Origin of the sequence: Paraburkholderia unamae (assembly GCF_003096875.1) — a bacterium.
Classification (GTDB): domain Bacteria; phylum Pseudomonadota; class Gammaproteobacteria; order Burkholderiales; family Burkholderiaceae; genus Paraburkholderia; species Paraburkholderia unamae.
Genome location: NZ_QEOB01000038.1, coordinates 38,112 through 60,673 on the forward strand (window position 1 = coordinate 38,112; position 22,562 = coordinate 60,673).

17 protein-coding genes are annotated in these 22,562 nt (G+C 66.1%); 6 read left to right on the forward strand and 11 right to left on the reverse strand.

All coding sequences use genetic code 11. From position 1 onward, the window contains the following. Positions 1-34: 34 nt before the first annotated feature. From C7402_RS42560 to C7402_RS42570, 3 genes are all read right to left on the reverse strand, one after another. A complete protein-coding gene (locus C7402_RS42560; RefSeq protein ID WP_112177702.1) occupies positions 35-856 on the reverse strand; it encodes an ATP-binding cassette domain-containing protein in 822 nt (273 codons plus the stop codon). A 13-nt stretch (positions 857-869) separates the two neighbouring features. Beyond that, a complete protein-coding gene (locus tag C7402_RS42565) occupies positions 870-2,033 on the reverse strand; it encodes an ABC transporter permease (RefSeq protein ID WP_116614824.1) in 1,164 nt (387 codons plus the stop codon). A 187-nt stretch (positions 2,034-2,220) separates the two neighbouring features. Continuing rightward, the gene (locus C7402_RS42570; protein ID WP_112177700.1) at positions 2,221-3,282 is read right to left on the reverse strand and encodes a sugar ABC transporter substrate-binding protein; all 1,062 of its coding nucleotides are present in this window, start codon (positions 3,280-3,282) and stop codon (positions 2,221-2,223) included. Between the two features lie 268 nt (positions 3,283-3,550). Between C7402_RS42570 and C7402_RS42575 the strand changes: the two genes are divergently transcribed. From C7402_RS42575 to C7402_RS42590, 4 genes are all read left to right on the forward strand, one after another. Beyond that, on the forward strand, positions 3,551-4,441 hold the full coding sequence (locus tag C7402_RS42575; protein ID WP_112177699.1) for a MurR/RpiR family transcriptional regulator: 891 nt from the start codon (positions 3,551-3,553) through the stop codon (positions 4,439-4,441). Further along, positions 4,434-5,456: an inositol 2-dehydrogenase gene (gene iolG, locus C7402_RS42580; RefSeq protein ID WP_116614825.1), complete on the forward strand. Its 1,023-nt coding sequence runs from the start codon at positions 4,434-4,436 to the stop codon at positions 5,454-5,456. Before C7402_RS42575 ends, iolG begins: the two co-directional genes overlap by 8 nt. Positions 5,457-5,503: 47 nt before the next feature. Beyond that, positions 5,504-6,559, forward strand: coding sequence for a Gfo/Idh/MocA family oxidoreductase (locus C7402_RS42585; protein WP_116614826.1), 1,056 nt, complete (start codon positions 5,504-5,506; stop codon positions 6,557-6,559). 118 nt (positions 6,560-6,677) lie between these two features. Next, positions 6,678-6,905, forward strand: coding sequence for a sulfurtransferase TusA family protein (locus C7402_RS42590; protein WP_028208042.1), 228 nt, complete (start codon positions 6,678-6,680; stop codon positions 6,903-6,905). A gap of 115 nt (positions 6,906-7,020) precedes the next feature. Here C7402_RS42590 and galU read toward each other — a convergent pair whose 3' ends face one another. Both galU and C7402_RS42600 read right to left on the reverse strand, forming a co-directional pair. Beyond that, a complete protein-coding gene (galU, locus tag C7402_RS42595; protein ID WP_112177696.1) occupies positions 7,021-7,902 on the reverse strand; it encodes a UTP--glucose-1-phosphate uridylyltransferase GalU in 882 nt (293 codons plus the stop codon). Between the two features lie 106 nt (positions 7,903-8,008). Next, the gene (locus tag C7402_RS42600) at positions 8,009-10,876 is read right to left on the reverse strand and encodes a valine--tRNA ligase (RefSeq protein ID WP_116614827.1); all 2,868 of its coding nucleotides are present in this window, start codon (positions 10,874-10,876) and stop codon (positions 8,009-8,011) included. Between the two features lie 303 nt (positions 10,877-11,179). On the opposite strand from C7402_RS42600, the gene C7402_RS42605 reads away from it, so the two are divergent. Together C7402_RS42605 and C7402_RS42610 are read left to right on the forward strand one after the other, a co-directional pair. Next, positions 11,180-13,561, forward strand: coding sequence for a UvrD-helicase domain-containing protein (locus C7402_RS42605; protein WP_112177694.1), 2,382 nt, complete (start codon positions 11,180-11,182; stop codon positions 13,559-13,561). A gap of 43 nt (positions 13,562-13,604) precedes the next feature. Further along, a complete protein-coding gene (locus C7402_RS42610) occupies positions 13,605-14,423 on the forward strand; it encodes a 5'-methylthioadenosine/adenosylhomocysteine nucleosidase (RefSeq protein ID WP_116614828.1) in 819 nt (272 codons plus the stop codon). Between the two features lie 42 nt (positions 14,424-14,465). On the opposite strand, the gene C7402_RS42615 is transcribed toward C7402_RS42610, so the two are convergent. The 6 genes from C7402_RS42615 to C7402_RS42640 all read right to left on the reverse strand — a co-directional run bounded on the left by C7402_RS42615 (position 14,466) and on the right by C7402_RS42640 (position 22,480). Then, the gene (locus C7402_RS42615; RefSeq protein ID WP_112177692.1) at positions 14,466-16,364 is read right to left on the reverse strand and encodes a propionate--CoA ligase; all 1,899 of its coding nucleotides are present in this window, start codon (positions 16,362-16,364) and stop codon (positions 14,466-14,468) included. Between the two features lie 246 nt (positions 16,365-16,610). Continuing rightward, complete coding sequence (locus C7402_RS42620; RefSeq protein WP_116614829.1) at positions 16,611-17,258, reverse strand: hydrogenase maturation protease; 648 nt, start codon at positions 17,256-17,258, stop codon at positions 16,611-16,613. 258 nt (positions 17,259-17,516) lie between these two features. Continuing rightward, positions 17,517-18,380 (reverse strand): efflux RND transporter periplasmic adaptor subunit, encoded by an 864-nt coding sequence (locus C7402_RS42625; RefSeq protein WP_112177690.1) that lies wholly within the window; start codon positions 18,378-18,380, stop codon positions 17,517-17,519. A gap of 14 nt (positions 18,381-18,394) precedes the next feature. Beyond that, on the reverse strand, positions 18,395-18,595 hold the full coding sequence (locus C7402_RS42630) for a DUF1656 domain-containing protein (protein ID WP_028208049.1): 201 nt from the start codon (positions 18,593-18,595) through the stop codon (positions 18,395-18,397). Further along, entirely contained in the window at positions 18,585-20,831 is a 2,247-nt protein-coding gene (locus C7402_RS42635) for an FUSC family protein (RefSeq protein WP_116614830.1), read from the reverse strand. Before C7402_RS42635 ends, C7402_RS42630 begins: the two co-directional genes overlap by 11 nt. 8 nt (positions 20,832-20,839) lie before the next feature. Beyond that, positions 20,840-22,480, reverse strand: coding sequence for an efflux transporter outer membrane subunit (locus C7402_RS42640; RefSeq protein ID WP_112177688.1), 1,641 nt, complete (start codon positions 22,478-22,480; stop codon positions 20,840-20,842). Positions 22,481-22,562: the final 82 nt, after the last annotated feature.

The following is a 22,562-nucleotide window of genomic DNA, read 5'->3' on the forward strand; positions in this document are numbered from 1 at the left end:
TATTCCTGGTGAGTTCTGTGCCGTGCAGTCGTGCTCAGATGGTCGCGCCGTCGAGCTCGGCGATCATCTTCTGCATCTCCGCGCCGCCCGCCATCATGTCGAGCACTTCGTTCTTGCTGATCGTGTCCTTCGTGTAGGTGCCGAGCGACTTGCCGCGATTGAGCAGCGTGAACGAGTCGCCGATGGGGTAGGCGTGGTGCACGTTGTGGGTGATGAAGATCACCGAAATGCCTTTCGCGCGCGCCGCGTGAATCAGCTTGAGCACGTTGAAGCTCTGCTTCACGCCGAGTGCGGCGGTGGGCTCGTCGAGAATCAGCACGCGCGCCCCGAAGTGAATCGCGCGTGCGATGGCGAGGCACTGCTTCTCGCCGCCCGACATCGTGCCGATGGCCTGATGCGGGTCGCGCACATTGATGCCCATCTCCGCGAGGCGATTCTTGGCGACCGATGCGCTCGTATCGAGATCCATCACGTTGATGAAGCCGAACAGCTTCTTCTGCGGCTCGCGGCCCATGAAGAAGTTGCGCGCGACCGAGAGCAGCGGCACGAGCGCGAGATCCTGATAGACGGTGGCGATGCCGAGGTCGAGCGCGTCTTTCGGCGAATCGAACGCCACTGGCTTGCCGTCCACGAAATACTGGCCGGAGGTGGGCTGATGCACGCCGGCAAGCGTCTTGATGAGTGTGGACTTGCCCGCGCCGTTGTCGCCGAGCAGGCAGTGCACCTCGCCGCGCCGCAAGCGCAGCGTCACGCCGTTCAGGGCAATCACTTTGCCGAAGTACTTGCTGACGTTTTCGAGCGCGAGAATCGTGTCGCCGATTTCGGTATTGCCGGCGGTGTTCTGGGTATCGGACATTTGAGCCTCCGGCTTACGATTGCGCGACGCGGCGGCGCACATAGTGATTGAAGAGCACGGCAATGAGCAGCATCACGCCGAGGAACACGCGGAACCAGTCCGAATCGATATTCGTGTAGGTGATGCCGATCTGCACGACGCCGAAGATGAGCGCGCCGAACGCCGCGCCAATCACCGAGCCATAACCGCCCGTGAGCAGCGTGCCGCCGATCACCGCGGCGATGATTGCTTCGAACTCCTTCTGAAGACCGCGGTCGGCGGCGGCCGAACCGATGTCGCACACTTGCAGCACGGCAAAGAGGCACGAGCAGAACGCGGTGAGCATGAAGAGCGAGATCTTCACGCGTTTCACGGGCACGCCCACGTTTTTCGCGGCGTTGGAGTCGCCGCCCACGGCGAGGATCCAGTTGCCGTAGCGCGTCTTGGCGAGCGTGAACGCACCGATTGCCACGAGCGCGAGCCACCACAGAATCACCTTCGGCACGCCCGGCACGAGCGGCTGGCCGTTGTCGAGCATCTTGCCGATGCCGATATGCGCGAGCGCCACGAACAGACCCTTGAACGCGGTGCCGTGAAAGAGCAGGTTGGTGATGAAGTCGGCCTTGGCCACGTCGCCCACGCCCGAGACGATGGTGCGGTCGGCGAACATGATCGAGAGCGCGAGGGTCAGGCCGCGCAGGATGAACAGGAACGCGAGCGTAACGATGAAAGAGGGCAGCCGCGTGCGCATCACGAGGTAGCCGTTCAGCGCGCCGAGCGCGGTGCAGCCCACGAACGCGAACAGAATGGACAGCGCGATGGGCCAGTGGAAGTACATTGTGGGGATCGCCACCATCATGCCGGCGAAGCCGATCATCGAGCCGATGGAGAGGTCGAACTCGCCCGCGATCATGAGCAGGCACGCACCGACGCTCAGGATGCCGAGGTAGGCGGCGACCTGGGACCAGTTCATCACGCCGTCGAGATCGAACATGCCCGAGCCGCCCGCGCCGATCGCGAACACGGCGAATACGAGCACGGTGCCGGAAATCGCGGCGAATTCGGGGCGGCCGAGCAGATGGCCGAACCACGATTCGCGGCGCACGCGTTCGTCGCTGGCGCCCGGTTGCGGCGTGGGCGCGTCTTGCGCGCCGCTCTCCGGTGCGTGCGAGGGGAAGTGTTTGCCGGCTACACCCATGATGTCTCCTGTTTCGGCCGTATGAGGCGCAGTTGCACCTGCTTTGGCTCAAATACCCGAGCGCATCCCCTGCAAGCGACTGCCTTGCAGTAGAAGCAACACGGTGAATGGCGCGCGGCGAGGCTGGCGAGAGGCGATGGGCATCGGAAGATGCTAGCCGCCGCCGCGCGTGGCTGACGAAAAACGCTTAGCGGTACTGACCTGCGTACTTCACGACCTTGTCGAGATTTTCCTTGGTGATGAAACCCGGGCCCGAGCGGATATTCTTGGGGCCGTACGACGGTTGCAGGCCATAGGTTTCGAGGCGCTGCTTGAACTTCGGATTCGCTTCGAGAATCTGGCGGATCTTCTGCGGGTCGGTGGTGTGCTCCTTCTTCACGATCGCGAGCACGGCCACGGGGATATAGCCCTGCAAGTACGGCTGCTGGTCGATCGCGAACTGGATGGTGCCCGCGCGGATCGCCTTGGCAATGTCGTCCGAGAAGTCGAACGTGCAGAAGTAGATCTTGCCGGCGAGGCCCATCTGTTCGACCGCCTTGAGCGCGGCTGCCGCCGGCACCGGGCCGAGCGTGAGAATGGCGCCCGTGTTCGGGTGGTTGCGCAGATACGCGCTCACCTTCGACTGGATTTCGGTCGGGTCCTGGCCGGAGTCGATCGTGGAGGACTTGTAGTCCACGCCGAGCGCATCGGCAAAGCCGCGGCAGCGTTCGAACGACACGGCGTTGGTGGCGAAGTGATTCACGCACAGGAAGGACTTCACGCCCGCCGCTTTGGCCTTTTCGCCCGCGGCCTTGCCCGCCACATATTCAGGCTGGCCGACGTGCATGATCGCGCCGAGTTTCGCGCTCTGCTCCTCGGTGCCCGAGTTGATGGTGACGAGCGGGATCTTCTTTTCCGTGACCTTGCCGATGGAACTCTTGAGCACGTCGTAGTCGGCAATGGTGACGATCACGCCGTCGTAGTTGCGCGCGGCGGCCTGTTCGATCAGACGCGACATGTCGGCGATGTCGCCGTTGGGCGGATTGCGGTAGTCGGTCTCGACGTTCCAGTCTTCGTCGGCCTGCTTGATGGCGTTCTTGATCGTATTCCACCACGAGTCGGAATCGGGCGCGTGGCTGATGAGCACGAAATGCGCGTCGGCGGCTTGCGCCGTTTGCGCGGCCAGGACGCTCGCACCTGTCAGTCCCGCTGCCAGCGCGAGCGCTGCGGCCAACCTTCGGAGCATGGTCTTGCCCTTGCGTTGAGTCATTGTCTCCACCTTTCTCGGTCTGTCGTTCGTTCTTGGGGTGAGCGTCGCAGCCGCGCTGTGTCGCGAAGCGCTGCGTTTGCTGCCTAGCTCATCGACAAGAGTAGGACATCGCCTCGCGACTTGCAACGAAAATTTCATTGAAAATAAAAATGGAAAATCTGTTCCATTCGTACGTGACGCTGCCTATAATCGGCTCCGTCGGCATGCCGTGGAATCGAGGCCAGGCAAGGCTTTGCGGCAGTGCGACAAATAGCCAAGGAAAACAATCATGGCGGATGACACAACCGACGCCGTAGCGGGCGTAGACGAATTGATGCAGCGCATCGCGCAGGATTACGAGGCGTTGCCGCGTCAGCTGAAAAGCATCGCGACCTACATCGAGCAGCATCGCGCGAGCGTGATGATGGATCGCACGAGCGACATCGCGGCGAGTTGCGGCGTGCATCCGTCGGCAGTGGTGCGCTTCGCGCAGCGCTTCGGCTTCTCGGGTTTTTCCGATCTCCAGGCCGTGTTCCGGCAGGCCTATGCGGGGCAGGGCGCCTCGGCCACGAGCTACCAGCAGCGCATTCGGCAACTGATCGACGCCAAGGAAGGCGAGGCGAGCCCCGAATTGGGCGGCGCCGTGGCGCGCGAATTCATCGGCGCGTGCCGCAGCGGCCTCGACGAACTCGAAGCGGGCCTCGACGGCGCGCAGTTCGACGAAGCCGTGAAGATGCTGGAGCAGGCGGACAACATCTACGTGATCGGCGTGCGCCGCTCGTTTCCGGTGGCGAGCTATATCGTGTACGCGCTCCAGCACACGAGAAAGCGCGTGCATCTCGTCTCGGGTCTGGGCGGCATGTATCACGAGCAGATTCGCAGCGTGAAAAAGGGCGACGTGGTGATCGCCATCAGCTTCGCGCCGTACGGCAAGGAAACGCAGTACTGCCTGCGCGTGGCGCAGCAGCATCACGCCAAAACCATCGTCATCACCGACAGCCAGCTTTCGCCGCTCGCGCGCCACGCGAACGCGCAACTCTATGTGAAGGAGGGGAGCGCGTTCGCGTTCCGCTCGCTCACCAGCACCTTCTGCCTGTGCCAGGCGCTCTTCATCGCGCTTGCGTACCGGCTCGAACTCAACGTGGAAGAATCGACCGACACCGGAGGATACGATGACTAGTGCAGCAAGCGGAGCCGCGAAAACGTTGGATGTGGCGGTGTTCGGCGCGGGGCGCATCGGCCGCATTCATGCGGCGAATCTCGCGCGCCAGCCCGGCGTGCGCCTGAAGTACGTGATCGACGTGAATCGCGAAGCCGCCGCCGCGCTCGCCGCGCAGCACGGCGCGCAGGTCGCCGACGTGGAGGCGGCGTTCGGCGACGCCTCGATCGGCGCCACGGTAATCTGCTCCAGCACCGATACGCACTCCGAACTGATTCTCAAGTCGGCTGCGGCGGGCAAGCATATCTTCTGCGAAAAGCCCGTCGATCTGACCATCGAGCGCGCCCGCGCCTGCGCGCAAGCGGTGCAGCGCGCGGGCGTGGTCGCCATGATCGGCTTTCAGCGCCGCTACGATCCGACCTTCGCCGCGCTCAAGACGCGTCTCGACGCGGGCGAGATCGGCACGCCGGAAATGCTGATCGTGACGAGCCGCGATCCGGGCGCGCCGCCGGTGGAGTACATCAAGCACTCGGGCGGCATCTTCAAGGACATGCTGATCCACGACTTCGACATCTTCCGCTGGATACTCAACGATGAAGCGGTGAGCGTGCACGCGACGGGCAGTTGCCTGTCCGATCCCGCGATTGCCGATGCGGGCGACATCGATTCGACGGCGGTGACGATCCGCACGAAGCGCGGCCGGCTGTGCCAGATCAACACGGCGCGGCGCGCGGCCTATGGCTACGACCAGCGCTTCGAAGTGCTCGGCAGCGAAGGCATGCTCCAGGCGGGCAACATGAAGCCGACCGAAGTGGTGGCGTGGTCCAAGACCGCCGTGGCGCAGGACGTGCCCGAGGCGTTCTTTCTCGAACGCTACCGCGCCGCGTATGCGCGCGAGATGGCGCATTTCCACGAAGCGGTGACGCAGGGCGTGCCCGTGCGCACCTCGGTTGCCGACGGCCTGAAAGCGCTCGAACTGGCCGAGGCCGCCTCGGTGTCGTGGCGCGAGGGCCGTGTGGTGACGCTGGGCGACTGAACCGGACCAGGCGCATATCAAGCTGAGATCAAGCGAGGAGAGCAAGGATGCAGGCAATCGATCGTGCCCGGCCATTGCGCGTGGGCGTGGCGGGACTCGGAAGGCTGGGGCGGCGGCATGCGCAGAACCTGGCGTATCGCGTGCCGGGGGCGACGCTCGCCGCGGCGTGCAGTCCGCTCGATGCGGATCTCGCGTGGGCGCGCGAGGCGCTGCCCGCCGCGCGCCAGTATGGCGATTACGCCGACCTGCTGGCGGATCAATCGGTCGATGCGGTATGGCTCGTGACACCTTCGGCGCTGCATGCCGGGCAGATCGTGCAGGCGCTCGAAGCGGGCAAGCACGTGTTCTGCGAAAAGCCGCTTTCGCTCGACGTGGCCGAATGCGAGCGCGTGGTGAATGTGGCGCATCGTCACCCCGACCGGCAGGTGACCATCGGGTTCATGCGCCGCTTCGACCCGAGTTATCAGGATACCTATGCAAAAGTGCACGCGGGTGCGATCGGCAGGCCTTTTCTCGTGCGCTCGCAAACCTGCGACCTGAACGACCCCGAAGGCTTCTTCGTGCGCTTCGCGCCCACCTCGGGCGGCATCTTCCTCGACTGCACGGTGCACGACATCGACGTCGCGCGCTGGCTGCTCGGCAAGCCGCGCGCGACGCGCGTCTATGCGGCGGGCGCGATCGCGTTGCACGAGGGCCTGCGCGAAGCGGGCGACGTGGACAACGGCGTGGCGATCTGCGAATTCGAGGGCGGGCGTCTTGCGATGTTCTACGCCTCGCGCACGATGGCGCACGGCAACGATACGTCGAGCGAGGTGATCGGCACGGCGGGGGCGCTGGCGATCGGGCGCATCCCGCGCGCGAATCGCGTCGATGTCTATGACGCGACGGGCGTGCGCAGCGAATGCACGCCCACGTTCTTCGACCGCTTCGAAGAGGCGTTCCTGATCGAGGCGCAGGCGTTCGTCGCCGAAGTCGCGGCGCGCAAGGCGGGTGCCGCGGAAAACGAGAGCCTTGGCGCGACATTGGACGACGCGCTGGAGGCCACGCGCATCGGCCAGGCGCTGCGCGAATCGCTGCACACGGGGGCGGCGGTCACGCTGTGAGCCGTGCCGTGATCGGAGGCCAAGCGGCGTCTGGCGTGGCTGCGGTAAAATCGACGCTATTGCCAGCGCCGTCTCACGCCGCGACGGTGCGCCACCGAAGGATCCAACCCCGATGCAGATTCAGGTTCACAAGGAAGTGGATGCACGCGGGCTGAACTGCCCGCTGCCGATCCTGCGCGCCAAGAAGGCGCTCGCCGACATGGAAAGCGGCCAGATTCTCAAGGTCCTCGCGACCGATCCCGGCTCGCAGCGCGATTTCGCCGCGTTCGCCAAGCAAACGGGCAACGAGATCGTGGAAAGCTCGCAGCAGGACAAGACGTTTGTGTTCCTGATGCGCCGCCGCTAAACGCCGCAGCCGATAAAAAAATGGCCCGCATGAGTGTGAAAACTCATGCGGGCCATTTTTGTTTGCGCGAAGCGCAGCGATGCCGTCCTGGCCGGGGGCGCCTGGCCGGGGGCGCCTAGCCTTCCAGCACCGGCTTGCGCGTACGCAGATACTCTTCGAAATCGGCGCCGACTTCCGGGTGACGCAGCGCGAATTCGACCGTCGCCTTCAGATACCCAAGCTTGCTGCCGCAGTCGAAGCGCGTGCCGTGGTACTTGTACGCGAGCACTTGTTCATCGGCGAGCAGCGACTGGATGGCGTCGGTGAGCTGGAGTTCGCCGCCCGCGCCCGGCTTGATCGAGCGCAGGTGGTCGAAAATGCGCGGCTTGAGCACATAGCGGCCGACCACGCCCAGGTTAGACGGCGCGACTTCGGGCGCCGGCTTTTCGACGATGCCCGAGAGCTTGACGATCGAGTCTTCCCATTCCTTGCCGTCGACGATGCCGTACGAGCGCGTTTCCGAGGGCGGGATCTCTTCCACGCCCAGCACCGAGCTATGGTAGTGGTCGAACACCTCGACCATCTGCTGCATGACGGGCGGGGTGCCGTAGAGCAGGTCGTCCGCGAGAATCACGGCGAACGGGTTGTCGCCCACGAGCTTTTCCGCGCACAGCACGGCGTGGCCGAGGCCCAGCGCTTCGGGCTGACGCACGTAGAAGCAGTCGACGTTGTTCGGCTTGATGTTGCGCACCAGTTCGAGCAGCTTCTCCTTGCCGCGCGCCTCGAGTTCGGCCTCGATCTCGTACGACTTGTCGAAATGGTCCTCGATCGCGCGCTTGCTGCGCCCGGTCACGAAGATCATTTCGGTGATGCCTGCGGCCACGGCTTCTTCGACCGCGTACTGGATGAGCGGCTTGTCGACGACAGGCAGCATTTCCTTCGGGCTTGCCTTCGTGGCCGGAAGGAAGCGCGTGCCTAGGCCCGCTACCGGGAATACCGCTTTTGTCACTTTCAGCATGTCTTTAGTCCCTGTCGTGGTGCTCTGGTGCTGTGGAGCTCGCACGACGCCGCGGGTGCGGCGCCATGCGTTTCAGCCCTGTGTGCCGATGGCTGGAAGCGGCAACTCAGGCTGGCAACCGCGCGAGTTGCGCGGCCAGCTTCTCCAGCGTTGCCTGGTATTCTGCCAGTCTTTTCTGCTCCTGCTCAACGACTGCCGGCGGCGCTTTTGCTACAAAACTGTCATTTCCTAGCTTGGCCTTGCACTTCGTCACCTCATTGGTGAGTCGGGTGATTTCCTTCGAAAGGCGTTCGCGTTCGGCCGCGACGTCGATCTCCACCTTCAGCACCAGCTTGTCCGTCCCAACGATAGCAACCGGCGCGCCTGCCGAGGCGGCGTCGAGTGCGGCTTCGTCGGCGATGATCTGGACCTCCGAAAGCTTCGCGAGCGCTTGCGCATAGGGCGCGAACGACGCGAGGCGCTCGGCGTTGCCCGTCACGAGCAGCGGCACCTTCGTGGCGGGCGAGAGGCCCATCTCGCCACGCAGGTTGCGGCACGCGTCGATCACGGCCTTCAGGTCGGCGGTCCACTGTTCCGCGGCTTCGTCGATCTTCTTCGCATCCGACACCGGGTAACGCTGCATCATGATCGATGCCTCGCCTTCCGCGGCGCCTGCGGGGTACGCGTCGGTGAGCGGCGCAACCTTTTGCCACAGCGCTTCGGTGATGAACGGAATCACCGGATGCGCAAGGCGCAGCACCGTTTCCAGCACGCGCAGCAGCGTGCGGCGCGTGGCGCGCTGCTGCTCGGGCGTACCCGTCTGGATCTGAACCTTCGCCAGTTCCAGATACCAGTCACAGTATTCGTCCCAGACGAACTTGTATATGGCGTTGGCAACGTTGTCGAAGCGATAGTCCGCAAAGCCCTTCGCGACGTCGGCTTCCACGCGTTGCAGGAGCGAAACGATCCAGCGGTCCGCCTGCGAGAAGTCCGTGTAGCCGCCGGGGCCGCAATCGCCCGGCTGGCATGCGCCCGGTTTGCTGAAGCCGCAGTCGTGGCCTTCGCAGTTCATCAGCACGAAGCGCGTGGCGTTCCACAGCTTGTTGCAGAAGTTGCGATAGCCCTCGCAGCGCGCGAGGTCGAAGTTCACGTTGCGGCCGAGCGTGGCCATCGAAGCCATCGTGAAGCGCAGCGCATCGGTGCCGAAGGCGGCGATGCCTTCCGGGAACTCCTTGCGCGTCTTCTTTTCGATGGTCGCGGCCTGCTTCGGGTTCATGAGGCCCGTGGTGCGCTTGGCCACCAGCGTTTCGAGGTCGATGCCGTCGACGATGTCGATCGGGTCGAGCGTGTTGCCCTTGCTCTTCGACATCTTCTGGCCTTCGGCGTCGCGCACGAGGCCGTGCACGTACACCGTCTCGAACGGCACCTTGCCGGTGAAGTGCGTGGTCATCATGACCATGCGCGCCACCCAGAAGAAGATGATGTCGAAACCCGTCACGAGCACGGAGGAGGGCAGGAAGGCCTTCAGTTCGGGCGTCTCCTCCGGCCAGCCGAGCGACGAGAACGGCACGAGCGCCGACGAGAACCACGTGTCGAGCACGTCTTCGTCGCGCTTCAATGCGCCGGTGTAGCCCTTGGCTTCAGCCTGCGCGCGTGCGTCTTCTTCGCTCTTCGCGACAAAGATCTCGCCGTTTTCGCCGTACCACGCCGGGATCTGGTGGCCCCACCAGAGCTGGCGCGAGATGCACCAGTCCTGGATGTTTTCGAGCCACTGGTAGTAGGTCGTGCTCCAGTTTTCCGGCACGAACTTGATCTGGCCGTTGCGCACCACGTCGAGCGAGGTTTCGGTGATCGACTTGCCGGGGTTGAAGGTGCCTTCGGGCGCGGGCTTCGTCATGGCCACGAACCACTGGTCCGTGAGCATTGGCTCGATCACCACGCCCGTGCGGTCGCCGCGCGGCACCATCAGCTTGTGCGGCTGCACCGAGTCCAGCAGGCCGAGCGCCTCGAAGTCGGCGACCACGTGCTTGCGTGCTTCGAAGCGGTCGAGGCCGCGATACTTCTCGGGCGCGTTGTCGTTGATCTTCGCGTCGAGCGTGAGGATCTCGATCATCGGCAGGCCGTGGCGCAGGCCCACCTGGTAGTCGTTGAAGTCGTGCGCGGGCGTGACCTTCACGACGCCCGTGCCGAACTCGCGGTCCACGTAGTCGTCGGCGATGATGGGGATCTCGCGGTCCGCGAGCGGCAGCTTCACGGTCTTGCCGATCAGGTGCGCATAGCGCTCGTCTTCCGGGTGGACCATCACGGCCGTGTCGCCGAGCATGGTTTCCGGGCGCGTGGTCGCGACCGTGAGGTGGCCTGAGCCGTCCGCGAGCGGATAGCGCAGGTGCCACAGGTTGCCGTTTTCTTCTTCGCTCGCCACTTCGAGGTCCGAGACGGCGGTGAGCAGCACCGGGTCCCAGTTCACGAGGCGCTTGCCGCGGTAGATCAGGCCCTGTTCATAGAGGGTCACGAACACGTCGCGCACGGCGGCCGACATCTTGTCGTCCATCGTGAAGTATTCGCGCGACCAGTCGATCGAGGCGCCAAGGCGGCGCACCTGACCGGTGATGGTCGAGCCCGACTTCTGCTTCCATTCCCACACGCGCTCGACGAACTTCTCGCGGCCGAGATCATGGCGCGAGAGCTTCTGCGCGTCGAGCTGGCGCTCGACCACGATCTGCGTGGCGATACCCGCGTGGTCGGTGCCCGGCACCCACAGCGTGTTGTCGCCGAGCATGCGGTGGTAGCGCGCGAGGCCGTCCATGATCGTCTGGTTGAACGCGTGCCCCATGTGCAGCGTGCCGGTGACGTTGGGCGGCGGCAACTGGATCGAGAAGTTGTTGCGGCCGGGCTCGAAGGTCGCGGCGGCGTAGCCTCGACGCTCCCATTCGGGGCCCCACTGGGCCTCGATAGTCTGGGGCTCGAAGCTTTTCGCTAGCGTGCTGTCGCTCATGGGTGGAATCTGCCGAAAAAAGGATGCGGAAACGTTCGATTATAAGGGGAAGTGGTGTAGGAGCCGACGCGTCAGCCGATGTAAGGCGCGCGTGAGGACCGAGTGAGGCGCGATCCGGCGTGAAGCGCGGGGCATCGTGCGCTCGCGCGAGGCCGGGTCCGCGCTGCGTTCGCGGCATGCCCGGAGCGCGCAAGCCGCCGTGTGCGCGCGCACTTATAATGGCGGTCTGCCATTCAACGGCGCGCCTTTGCCGCGCGCCACGTCACTGGGGTCCCGCCCCAGCGTCACGCTCCCTTTCAGCCCATGCCCGAACTGCTCGCGAACCTGAACCCCGAACAACTCGCCGCCGTCACGCTGCCCAACGAACCGGCGCTCATTCTGGCCGGGGCGGGCAGCGGCAAGACGCGCGTGCTGATCACGCGCATTGCGTGGCTGATCCAGCAGGGCATGGCTTCGCCGTCCACCATCCTCGCCGTGACCTTCACGAACAAGGCCGCGCGCGAAATGATGAGCCGCCTCCAGGCGCTCCTGCCCATCGACACGCGCGGCATGTGGATCGGCACCTTCCACGGGCTGTGCAACCGCATGCTGCGCGCGCATTACCGCGACGCCGGCCTGCCGCAGACCTTCCAGATTCTCGACACGGCCGACCAGCTTTCGGCCATCAAGCGTCTGATGAAGGGCCTGAACATCGACGACGAGAAGTATCCGCCCAAGAATCTCCAGTACTTCATCAACAACGCGAAGGAACAGGGCCTGCGTCCGAAAGACGTGGACGTGAGCGACGACTTCAACCGCAAGTTCGTCGAGCTTTACGAGGCCTACGACCAGCAGTGCCAGCGCGAAGGCGTGGTCGATTTCGCCGAGCTGCTGCTGCGCTGCTACGAATTGCTTTCGTACAACCCGCCGCTGCGCGCGCACTATCAGGCGCGCTTTCGCGACATCCTCGTGGACGAGTTCCAGGACACCAACAAGCTCCAGTACGCGTGGCTCAAGCTGCTCGCGGGGCCGAGCAACGCGATCTTCGCAGTGGGCGACGACGACCAGTCGATCTATGCGTTCCGCGGTGCGAACGTGGGCAACATGCGCGACTTCGAGAACGAGTTCCGCGTGAAGCACATGATCAAGCTGGAGCAGAACTACCGCTCGCACGGCCATATTCTCGATGCGGCCAACTACCTGATCGCGCATAACTCGCGGCGTCTGGGCAAGAACCTGCGCACCGACGCGGGCCACGGCGAGCCGGTGCGCGTGTACGAGGCCGCGACCGATTCGCAGGAAGCGGGCTGGATCGTCGAGGAAATTCGCGCGCTCATCAATCAGGGGCTCGCGCGCCACGAGATCGCCATTCTTTACCGCAGCAACGCGCAGTCGCGCACGATCGAGCACACGCTCGTGAACGCGGGCGTGCCGTACAAGGTGTATGGCGGCCTACGCTTTTTCGAGCGCCAGGAAGTCAAGCATGCGCTCGCGTATCTGCGCCTGATCGACAACCCGAACGACGACACCGCGTTCGCGCGCGTCGTGAACTTCCCCACGCGCGGCATTGGCGCGCGCTCGATCGAACAGCTTGCCGACGCGGCGCGTCTCTACAACTGCTCGATGGCCGCGGCCATTCCCTACGTGACAGGCAAGGCGGGCACGAGCCTCGGTTCGTTCGCCAATCTGGTCGCGAAGATGCGCGCCGAAACGGCGCAGATGAGCTTGCCGGAAACCGTCGAATACACGGTGCGCATGAGCGGACTGGCCGAGTTCTATCAGACCGAGCGCGAAGGTCAGGACCGTCTGGAGAACTTGCAGGAACTGGTGAATGCGGCCACGGCGTTCGTGAGCGAGGCGGGCTACGGCCTCGACACGCCCGCGCGCTCGATCCCGCTGCGCCCCGGCGCGAGCGCCGCGCCCGAGATCGTCTCGCAGGACGGCGAGATCGAAGTGCTCGACGCGCCCACGATCACCGACCCCGCGCAGAATCCCGACGTCATGACGCCGCTCGCGGGCTTCCTCTCGCATGCGTCGCTCGAAGCGGGCGACAACCAGGCGCAGGCGGGCCAGGACGCCGTGCAACTGATGACGGTGCACGCGGCGAAGGGGCTCGAATTCACGGCGGTCTTCATGACCGGTCTCGAAGAGGGCCTGTTCCCGCACGAGAACAGCGCGATGGAAGCCGACGGCCTCGAAGAAGAGCGCCGCCTCATGTACGTGGCGATCACGCGGGCGAAGGAGCGGCTGTATATCTCGTTCGCGCAGAGCCGTCTGCTGCACGGCCAGACGCGTTACAACGTGCGCTCGCGCTTTTTCGACGAACTGCCGCAGGAGTCGCTCAAGTGGCTCACGCCCAAGGTCGAGGCGGGCGCGCGCTGGGGCGGACGCTCCGACAACGCCGGCTGGGGCCGCGACTGGTTCTCGCGGCCGGGCGGCGGTGACGGCAACAGCAACGGCGGCGGCCGCCGCGAGCGCGACGCCTATATCGCCGACAAGAGCCCCGCACCTGCGTTCGCCAATGAGCAGCGCGCGGCCGAAACGGGCTTCCGCGTGGGCCAGGGCGTGTTCCACACGAAGTTCGGCGAAGGCACGATCACGGCGCTCGAAGGCAGCGGCACCGACGCCAAGGCGCAGGTGCGCTTCAAGCGCCACGGCGAGAAGTGGCTCGCGCTGGCGGTGGCGAAGTTGCAGGCAGTGGAGTGAGCGCGCGTAAGCCTCAGACGATTCAGACGGAAAACAATCGAAGATGAACCTCCCCACCTACGCGAGCGGCACGGCCGCTCGACCGCTCGGCGTGCTTGCCGCCTTGCCCCAGGAACTCGGCGATCTGATCGCGGCGATGCAGGCCGAATCCGGCGTCGTGACGCGCACGTTCGGCCGGCGCGACTATCACCTCGGCACCGTGCACGGCGCGCCTTGCGTCGTGACGCTCGCGCGCGTCGGCAAGGTCGCGGCGGCCGCCACGGCGAGCGCACTGATCCATGCGTTCGATGTCGAGGCCGTGGTCTTTACGGGGGTGGCGGGCGGCGTGGGCCCGGACGTGCATGTCGGCGACGTCGTGGTGGGCGAAACGCTGCTCCAGCACGACATGAACGCCGAGCCGCTGTTCCCGCGCCACGAGATTCCGCTACTGGCGCGCTCGCGCTTCGACGCCGACCATGCGTTGGCCGAGGCGCTCGCCGTTGCGTGCGAACGGTTCATCGCGGAGGAGGGCACGGAGCTGACGGCGCGCTACAAGGCCGCGCTGCCGCGCTTCGAAACCGCGTTGCCGCAGGTGCATCGCGGGCTCGTGATCAGCGGCGACCAGTTCGTGGCGAACGCCGCGGCCGTGGGCGCGCTGCGCGCGCTGTTGCCCGATGCGCTGGCGGTCGAGATGGAAGGCGCCGCGATCGCCCAGGTTTGCCACGAGTACGAGGTGCCGTGCGCGGTCGTGCGTACGATCTCGGACACCGCCGACGAGCACGCGAGCACTTCGTTTTCGAGCTTCCTCACGGATATCGCGGGCACGTATTCGACCGGCATCCTCAAGCGCTTTCTCGCCGGGTATCGGCCGCTCGCACGCTGAGCGGCCGCCGGGCTCCTGCCTGGGGCCTGCGCGGGCCTCGGGTCAGCTATCGCCCGAGCCCACCGCCTCGCGAATCGACTGAAGCGCCGTAGCGTCCTCGATCGTCGGCAGATCGCCCGGATCGCGCCCTTCGGCGAGCGCCGCAATCGCGCGGCGCAGCAGCTTGCCCGAGCGCGTTTTCGGCAGCATCGGCACGAAGTGCACGCGCGCGGGGCGGCCGATCGCGCCTAGCTGGCGGTCCACCGTTGCGGCCAGCGCGGCGGCGAGCTTTTCGGCGTCGGCCGGATTCGCTGCCGCATTGGCGTCGCGCAACACCACGAAAGCCAGCGCCGCCTGACCCTTCACCGCGTCGTTCACGCCCACCACGGCCACTTCCGCGACCGCCGCGTGCGAGGAGATCGCCTCTTCGATTTCGCGCGTGCCCAAGCGATGGCCCGCCACGTTGATCACGTCGTCGGTGCGCCCGAGGATCGTCACGTAACCGTCCGCGTCCTGCACGCCCCAGTCGAAGGTCGAATAGACCTGCTGGCCGGGCACGCTCTCCCAATACGTTTTCACGAAGCGCGCGTCGTCGCCCCACACGGTCTGCATGCAGCCGGGCGGCAGCGGGTAACCGAGCGTGATGACGCCTTTCTCGCCCTGCGCGCACGGCTCGCCCGTGTGCTCGTCGCGCAGCACGAGGTCGTAGCCGTAGCAGGGCACGCCGGGTGAGCCGAGCTTTTGCGGCAGCGGCTCCACGCCGCGCTGGATGGCGAGCATCGGCCAGCCGGTTTCCGTTTGCCAGTAGTTGTCGACCACGGGCTTGCCGAGTGCGTCCGAGATCCATTGCGCCGTGGGCTCGTCGAGCGGTTCGCCCGCGAGAAAGAGCGTGCGCAGGCTCGACAGGTCGGCGGCGCGCAGGAGCGCCGGGTCCTGCTTCTTGAGCACGCGAATCGCCGTGGGCGCCGTGAACATCAGGTTGATGCGATGCTGTTCGACGAGGCGCCACCAGATGCCGCCGTCGGGGCGAACAGGCGTGCCTTCGTACATCACCGTGGTCATGCCCGCGAGCAGCGGCGCATAGATGATGTAGCTATGGCCCACCACCCAGCCGATGTCCGATGCCGTGAACATGGTGTCGCCCGGGCGGCCCTCGAAGATGTATTCCATCGAGGCCGCGAGCGCCACGGCATAGCCGCCCACGTCGCGCTGCACGCCCTTCGGCTTGCCGGTCGTGCCCGAGGTGTAGAGCACATACGAGGGCTCGTTCGATTCGAGCCATTCGCAGGGAATGCGCGCGTCGTAGTGCTGCTCGCGCAGCGGCTCGTAATCGACGAGATAGGGCGCGTTCAGGCGCTCGGGCGCGAGTTGGCGGTCGATCAGCAGCACCTTGGGCGGCGCGTGTTCGGCGCGCGCCATGGCTTCGTCCACGAGCGGCGTGTAGTCGATCACCTTGCCGCCGCGCGCGCCCGCGTCGGCGGTCACGAGCAGGGCGGGCCGCGCGTCGTCGATGCGCGCGGCGAGGCTCGGCGCGGCGAATCCGCCGAACACCACCGAATGCACCGCGCCCAGACGCGCGCAGGCGAGCATGGCGAACACGGCCTCGGGAATCATCGGCAGATAAATCAGCACGCGGTCGCCGCGCGCGACGCCCAGCGAACGCATGACGGCGGCCATGCGGTTCACCTCGGCGTGCAGGTCGGCGTAGGTGTAGCGGCGCTCGATACCCGTTTCGGTCGAGACATAGACGAGCGCGTTCTGCTGCGCGCGCGACGCGAGATGGCGGTCGACGGCGTTGAAGCACAGGTTCGTGCGCCCGCCCACGAACCAGCGCGCGAACGGCGGGTTCGAGCGGTCCAGCACCTGGTCGAACGGCGTTTCCCAGTGGATGCGCGCGGCTTCGCGGCGCCAGAAGTCCTCGGGCTGTGCGATCGACTCGCGGTGAAAATCGCGGTAATGCATGACTGCCTTCCTCCCGTGCTGATGGCGCCTGATGCTGCTCACCCGTGCTTATGGTGTTTGCGCGTGCTTGTTGGTGTCTTTGCGTGCTCGTTATCCGGCCGACGCAGGCGAGGCCGGCGGCCGGATCTGGCGCCGGTTTTTCAGGATAGTGCAGTGCAATGCGCGCGGGCAACGCGGGTTCTCCACTACCGGCGCACGCCGCGGGCGAGGCGTGTCGTCACATGGCGACCGCGCGGGGGCTTGCGCTCAGGCGCCGGGCGGGATGGGCGTACCGGGGCAGGCGACCGTGCGCGGCAGCGGCGCGGCGCGCCAGCGTTGCAGCCAGCGCCGCGCGGTGTCGACCACGGGGTCGAGTTGCCCGTCAACGGCGCTGGACAACCGCGCGCCATAGCAGTCGCCGTGGTGCGGCTGCACGCCGATCAGCACGATGTCGCGCGGCGAGCGCCCGCTTAGCTGCGCGCAGGCGAGGGCGTCGGCGAAGGCCATGCCGGGGCGGTTGGGGCGGCGCAGATAGAGTTGCCGGGCCGCTTCGTCGCCGGTGAGCACGCGCAACTCGCCCGGCGCGAGCCCAAAATCGAGCGCGGTGAGCACGATCAGGCGCTGCGCCGACTCGACCACGGGCAAGAGCGTGCGACCGCGCGTGCCGCCTTCCACGAGTTCGACCTGCGCGGGACATTGCCACTGCGCCCGGAGTCGCGCGAGCGCGTGCACGCCCACGCCGGCATCGCCCCACTGGACGTTGCCGAGACCGAGCACGACCACGCGCACGGAGCTGGCCGACTGACGGCTCATGAGTCCGGCCAGCGCACGGCGCGCGAAGCGGCGCACCTTGCCGCGCGCGGGCCCAGCGGTCGCCTGGCTGGCTTCATGTAGTCGATATGCGCGATAGGTCACGTCGCGTGTGGGTCAGGAGTAAATGGGAAATAGGAATAATCCTAGCAATTCAGAAAACCTCGATTGATGTGCATCAATCGAGACAGGTTTTAGCGTGCTAGGGAGAAAGGTTTTGCAATGCCCACCGTTTGACTGTCGGTCCAATGTGCGGCAACGTTTGACATTCTCTCGTTGTGCACGCAACAAAAAAGGGGAGCGTCGCAATGACGTTCCCCTTCTCGTGATCCGCGGCGGCTCGGCGGCCGCCCGCATGCCTCATCAGGTGCCCGGCTTCACCACCACCGTGCAGGTCGTGCCCGCGGCGAGCACCATGTCGTCCGGCACCTTGTCGATATGGATGCGCACCGGCACGCGCTGCGCGAGCCGCACCCAGTTGAAGGTCGGGTTCACGTCGGCGAGCAGTTCGCGGCTTTGCGGATTGTCGCGGTCGTAAATGCCGCGCGAGATGCTTTCGACGTGGCCTTCGAGCGTGCCGCCGCTCATCAGCTTGATCTCGGCCTTGTTGCCCACCTTCACGTGCGGCAGCTTGGTTTCCTCGAAGTAGCCGTAGACCCAGAACGAATGGCTGTCCACCACGGCGAGCTTGGCCTGGCCCGCAATCGCGTAGTCGCCCTGGAACACCTGGAGGTTCGTGATGTAGCCGTCGACCGGCGAGATCACGCGCGTGCGTTCGAGATTGAGCTTCGCGGCGTCGAGCGCGGCGAGCGCCTGCTGATACTGCGCCTGCGCCGAGTTCGCGGTGTGCGAGGCGTTCTCGCGGTTTTCCTGCGACACGACTTCGCTGTCCATGTCGGCGCGGCGCTTCGCGTCGTCCTGGCGCATCGTCAGTTCGGCCTTGCGCGCGCCCACGGCGGCCTCGGCTTGCTCCACGGCGATCTGATAGTGCGACGGGTCGATCTGCATCAGCAGGTCGCCCTTGTGGACGAACTGGTTGTCCTTCACGGGCAGCTCGACCACGGCGCCCGAGACGTCGGGCGCGATGTTCACCACTTCGGCGCGCACGCGGCCGTCGCGGGTCCAGGGCTCGTCCATGTAGTGCACCCACAGGACGCGTCCCACCAGAATGGCGACGACGAAGATGATGGCCGTCGCGATAAAGCCAATGATGTTCCGGATTGTCATGATTCGACTTCGCTTCAGTGATAGACCGCGAGACCCAGCACGCAGCACACGACCACGAGCAGGCTCACGCGAAAGAGGGACGGGTGCCACACGACCCGGTAGAGGCCGGTTCTGGCCAGCACGGAATCGAGCACCCAGGTGATCGCCGCGCCCAGAATGAAGAGCAGCACGATCGCCGGGATATAGGCGTCGAGAAACGCTACGTCACGAGGCATGGTTGGCTCCTTGGCTGGCGCCAGGATGCGCGCCCGCGCTGCCCGCATACGCCGCGAGCGGCGATTGCGGGTCGATGAGCGCGGTGCGGATGAAATGCAGATGGCTCTGGATGCGCTGCAACTGGTGGCGCTCCTCGCGCGGCGGCGTGTCGCCGCGTTGCGCCGCGCCCGTCGCTTCGGGCCGGAACATGCCTTGCAGCACGGCCTGGCTCGCGGCAATGGCGACGTCGGTCGAGGCGAGCGCGCCGCGATAGCGCGCCTCGCTCGGGCGCTCGAACAGCGCGCTCACGGCTTCGAGCGTCGCATCGACCGCGATGCGCCATGTCGTGCCCGCCGCGTACTGCGGATGGGCGGGGAGCGTAGCCAGTTCGTCGCGCAGATCGAGCGCGGCGTTGCCCACTTCGAGCGTGGAGAAGAGCCAGCGCAGCGTGTCGCGGCGTTGCGCTTCGTCGTTGCCGGCGATCGCGGCGAGCTGGAACATCAGGTCGCGCGCGCCGCTTTCGAAGCGGTTGCGCAGTCCCTTGAGGCGCGCCCGGCACGCCTGCACCGCGCCGCCGCGCAGGTCGGCGAGCAGACGGCGGCGCAGCCACGGCGTGGAGGGCGGCAGCAGCACGGCGAACGCCGCGGCCGACACGGCCATCGAAGCGACGAGCGCGAGCGCGTCGTTGATATAGCCGCTCGGGTTGTACTGCACGACGTTGTCCGGGCCCGCGAGAAAGCACAGGAAGATGCAGTAGCCCACGCCGAGGCCCGCGTATTTCGGTCGCGTCGTGAGGAACACGCCAAGGGCGAGCGCGGGCGCGAGCACGACGCACAGCATCACGAAGCCGTCGATGTGCGGAAACACGCCGAACGTGAGGATCATGCCGACGAACGACGCGAGCACGGTGCCCATCGCCATCTGGCTTGCCATGCGCGCGGGCTGCGGCGAAGCCGAGGCGAGCGCGCAGGTTGCGGCGGCGTTGAGCACGAGGTTCGTGCCGCTCGGCCACGCGGTGGCGATCCAGAACGCGCCGAGCAGCGTCATCACGATCGCCGCGCGCAAGCCCGACACACCCGCCGCGATCAGGTTCGTCTTCGGCACATAGCGCGAGATCCATTTTTCGCGCGAGTGCGTGTCGACGGCGAGCGAGGCGTAGGTGGCCGTGTACTCGGTCATCTCGTGCACGAAGCGGTAGAAGAGCTCCGTGGCCGTGTCGAAATCGAGCAGGCGCGCATCGCCCTGGGCTTCGAGTGCGTCACGCGTGGCGCGCACGCGCCTGGGCAGCGTCGCGCGATAGTCTTCGAGTTGCTTCGAGACGTGCGCCGCGTCGGCGGCCGTGAGCACCGGCTCGCCTGCTTTGGCGAAGAGGGGGGCGATCTCGTGGAAGTACGGTTCGAGCGCCTCGACGGTGGCCGAGGAGCCTTCCGCGTGCAGGCGGTTCATCAACTGATGCAGCGCATGAAAGCGCGTGGAGGCCGTCATGAACTCGGTGTTCAGGCGCGCGAGGCGTCCCGAGCGCATGCGCGCGTCGGGCGACTCGAACACGGCCGTGCTGCGGTTCGCTTCGAGGCCCACGACATCGGCGACGAAGCGCGCGTTGGTCGCCTCGACATGCGAGCGGTCGATACGCCCCGCGAGCACCGCCGAAACATAATCGACGAACGACGAGAAACGGCGCCGCACCGTCGAGCGCAGCAGCGCGCCCGTGTATTGCGGGAACACCACGGCGCTCACGAAGCCCGAGGAAAGAATGCCGATCGAGATTTCGCATACGCGCGTCATGGCGGACATGAACGCACCGTCGGGATGCTGCGAAGCCGGAATGCCGATGAGCGCCGCCGTGTACCCCGCGAGCACGAAGCCGTACGAGCGGAAATTGCGGTTGCGCGCGGCGCCCGCGGTGCACAGGCCGACCCACAGCGCCGTCGAGACGATGAAGAGTTCCGGTTGCTGGGCGAAGAGGCCGATCAGCGCGAGCATCACGACGAGGCCGACCAGCGTGCCGCAGATCCGGTAGAAACTCTTCGCGAACACGGGGCCGCTTTGCGGCTGCATCACGATGAACACCGTGGTCATGGCCGTGCGCGGCTGCGGCAGATCGAGCTTCATGGCGATGCCGAGCGCGAGCAGCGCCGCGGCGATCGCCTTGAGCAGATAGATCCAGACAAGGCCGTCGGTGCGCGCCCAGTCGGCGAGCGCGTCGTACAGGCTTTGGCCGCCCGGCTGCGAAGGAGTGGAGGTGGAGGCTTGCATCGTCTGCCTCAGTGCGCCGCGCCGGTTGCGCCGCTGGTTGCGTTGCCCGGGCCCGATGCGCCGGCGTCGGCCGCGTCCGGACCGGACGCGTTCTTCGACCCATGCGGGGCGAGCAGCGCGGCGGGCATGAGCGGCACGGCGCGCGTCTTCTTGCCGTGCGCGGGCAGTTGCTCGGCGTCGGTCGGGCCCTTCGTGGCGGCGTTGCTCGACGCGTCGATCATGCCGCCGCCCAGTGCCGCGACCAGCGTGGCATGGGCGTTCAGGCGCTCGGCCTGAATGCGTGCCACGCCTTCCTGCGCCCGCAAGAGCTGCGTTTGCGCGATCAGCACGTTGACGTAGTCGGTCAGGCCACGGCGGAAGCCTTCCTGCGCCAGATCGTAGTTGCGCTGCGCGGCCGCAACCGAGCGGTGCGCGTCGTCTTCCTGGGTAGCGAGCGAGCGCATGCGCACGACCTGGTCGGCGATTTCCTTGAGCGCGGTCACGATCGTCTGGTTGTACTGGTCGACGGCAATATCATACGCGGCGGACTGCGCGCCAAGCTGGGCACGCAGGCGTCCGCCGTCGAAAATCGGCAGCGAGAACGCCGGGCCGCCCGCATAGCTGCCGCTCATCGACTTGAGGAACTGGAACATCGGGCCGGCGGCGGCGTAACCGCCCATCGAAATGAGCAGGTTCACGTTCGGATAGAACTCGGCCTTGGCCACGTCGATGCCGCGCGCTTGCGCGGCCACGAGCCAGCGCGCCGCGACCACGTCGGGGCGATAGCCGATCAGCTCGGCCGGCAGCGCCGAGGGCAGGCCCGCGGGCGCTGCGAGCGAGAGCGCCGGGCGCTGGATCGATTCACCCGCGCCCGGGCCTTTGCCCGCGAGCGCGGCCATCTGGTTCTTGCCGAGCGCGATGGATTCTTCGAGCGCGTCGATCTGGCGCTCGTATTCGGGCAGCGGCGTTTCGGCCTGGCTCACTTCGAGCTGCGTGCCGATGCCGCCGGCCAGCCGCTTTTGCGCCAGCGTGAGAATGCGCTGCTGCTGGCCGAGTGTCTGCTTCGCAATGTCGAGCAGCGCGTAGTTCATCGACATCTCGATGTACGTGCGCGTGACATTGACTTCGAGTTCGAGCTGCGCGGCGCGCGCGTCGGCGGCCGTGGCGTGCGCCACGTCGAGCGCGCGCTCGGCGTTGTTCTTGTCCTGCCCCCAAAGATCGAGGTGATACGAGAGGCCGAGCGAGGCCGTGTTGTTCCACGTGTTCGCGCCCGCGAGCGAGCCCGGTCCGTAATAGATATTGTCGGACCATTGCTGGCGCTGGATGGACATGTTGCCGCTGATTTGCGGCAGGAGCCCGGCCTGGGCCACGCCCACCATCGAGCGCGCCTCGCGCACACGCGCCTGGGCGGCGGCAAGCGAGGGGTTGCCGGCCACGGCCGTTTCGATCCAGGCGTTCAGTTGCGGGTCGTTGTAGCCCTGCCACCAGTTGCTGGCGGGCCAGGCGGCGTCGGTGTTGGCCGCGCGGATGGCCGATCCGGCGTCGAGTTGCGACGCTTCGGCCTGCTTCGCCTGCGGTGCGATGCCCCCGGTACTGGCGCAGCCCGCGATTATCAACGAGAACGTAAGAACCGTGAGTGCGGCGAGTCCTTTCGGTACCGGAGACTGCACGATTTACTCCTTTACTTGGCTATGAATCACTGTGCGTCATTATATTTTTCGCGCGATTAATAAATAACCGGTAAGGATGCAA

Bases quoted from the DNA above. Each gene is read 5' to 3' on its own strand.
- C7402_RS42560 (WP_112177702.1), bottom strand. From the start codon at position 856: ATGTCCGATACCCAGAACACCGCCGGCAATACCGAAATCGGCGACACG.
- C7402_RS42565 (WP_116614824.1), bottom strand. From the start codon at position 2,033: ATGGGTGTAGCCGGCAAACACTTCCCCTCGCACGCACCGGAGAGCGGC.
- C7402_RS42570 (WP_112177700.1), bottom strand. From the start codon at position 3,282: ATGACTCAACGCAAGGGCAAGACCATGCTCCGAAGGTTGGCCGCAGCG.
- C7402_RS42575 (WP_112177699.1), top strand. From the start codon at position 3,551: ATGGCGGATGACACAACCGACGCCGTAGCGGGCGTAGACGAATTGATG.
- iolG (WP_116614825.1), top strand. From the start codon at position 4,434: ATGACTAGTGCAGCAAGCGGAGCCGCGAAAACGTTGGATGTGGCGGTG.
- C7402_RS42585 (WP_116614826.1), top strand. From the start codon at position 5,504: ATGCAGGCAATCGATCGTGCCCGGCCATTGCGCGTGGGCGTGGCGGGA.
- galU (WP_112177696.1), bottom strand. From the start codon at position 7,902: ATGCTGAAAGTGACAAAAGCGGTATTCCCGGTAGCGGGCCTAGGCACG.
- C7402_RS42600 (WP_116614827.1), bottom strand. From the start codon at position 10,876: ATGAGCGACAGCACGCTAGCGAAAAGCTTCGAGCCCCAGACTATCGAG.
- C7402_RS42605 (WP_112177694.1), top strand. From the start codon at position 11,180: ATGCCCGAACTGCTCGCGAACCTGAACCCCGAACAACTCGCCGCCGTC.
- C7402_RS42610 (WP_116614828.1), top strand. From the start codon at position 13,605: ATGAACCTCCCCACCTACGCGAGCGGCACGGCCGCTCGACCGCTCGGC.
- C7402_RS42615 (WP_112177692.1), bottom strand. From the start codon at position 16,364: ATGCATTACCGCGATTTTCACCGCGAGTCGATCGCACAGCCCGAGGAC.
- C7402_RS42625 (WP_112177690.1), bottom strand. From the start codon at position 18,380: ATGACAATCCGGAACATCATTGGCTTTATCGCGACGGCCATCATCTTC.
- C7402_RS42630 (WP_028208049.1), bottom strand. From the start codon at position 18,595: ATGCCTCGTGACGTAGCGTTTCTCGACGCCTATATCCCGGCGATCGTG.
- C7402_RS42635 (WP_116614830.1), bottom strand. From the start codon at position 20,831: ATGCAAGCCTCCACCTCCACTCCTTCGCAGCCGGGCGGCCAAAGCCTG.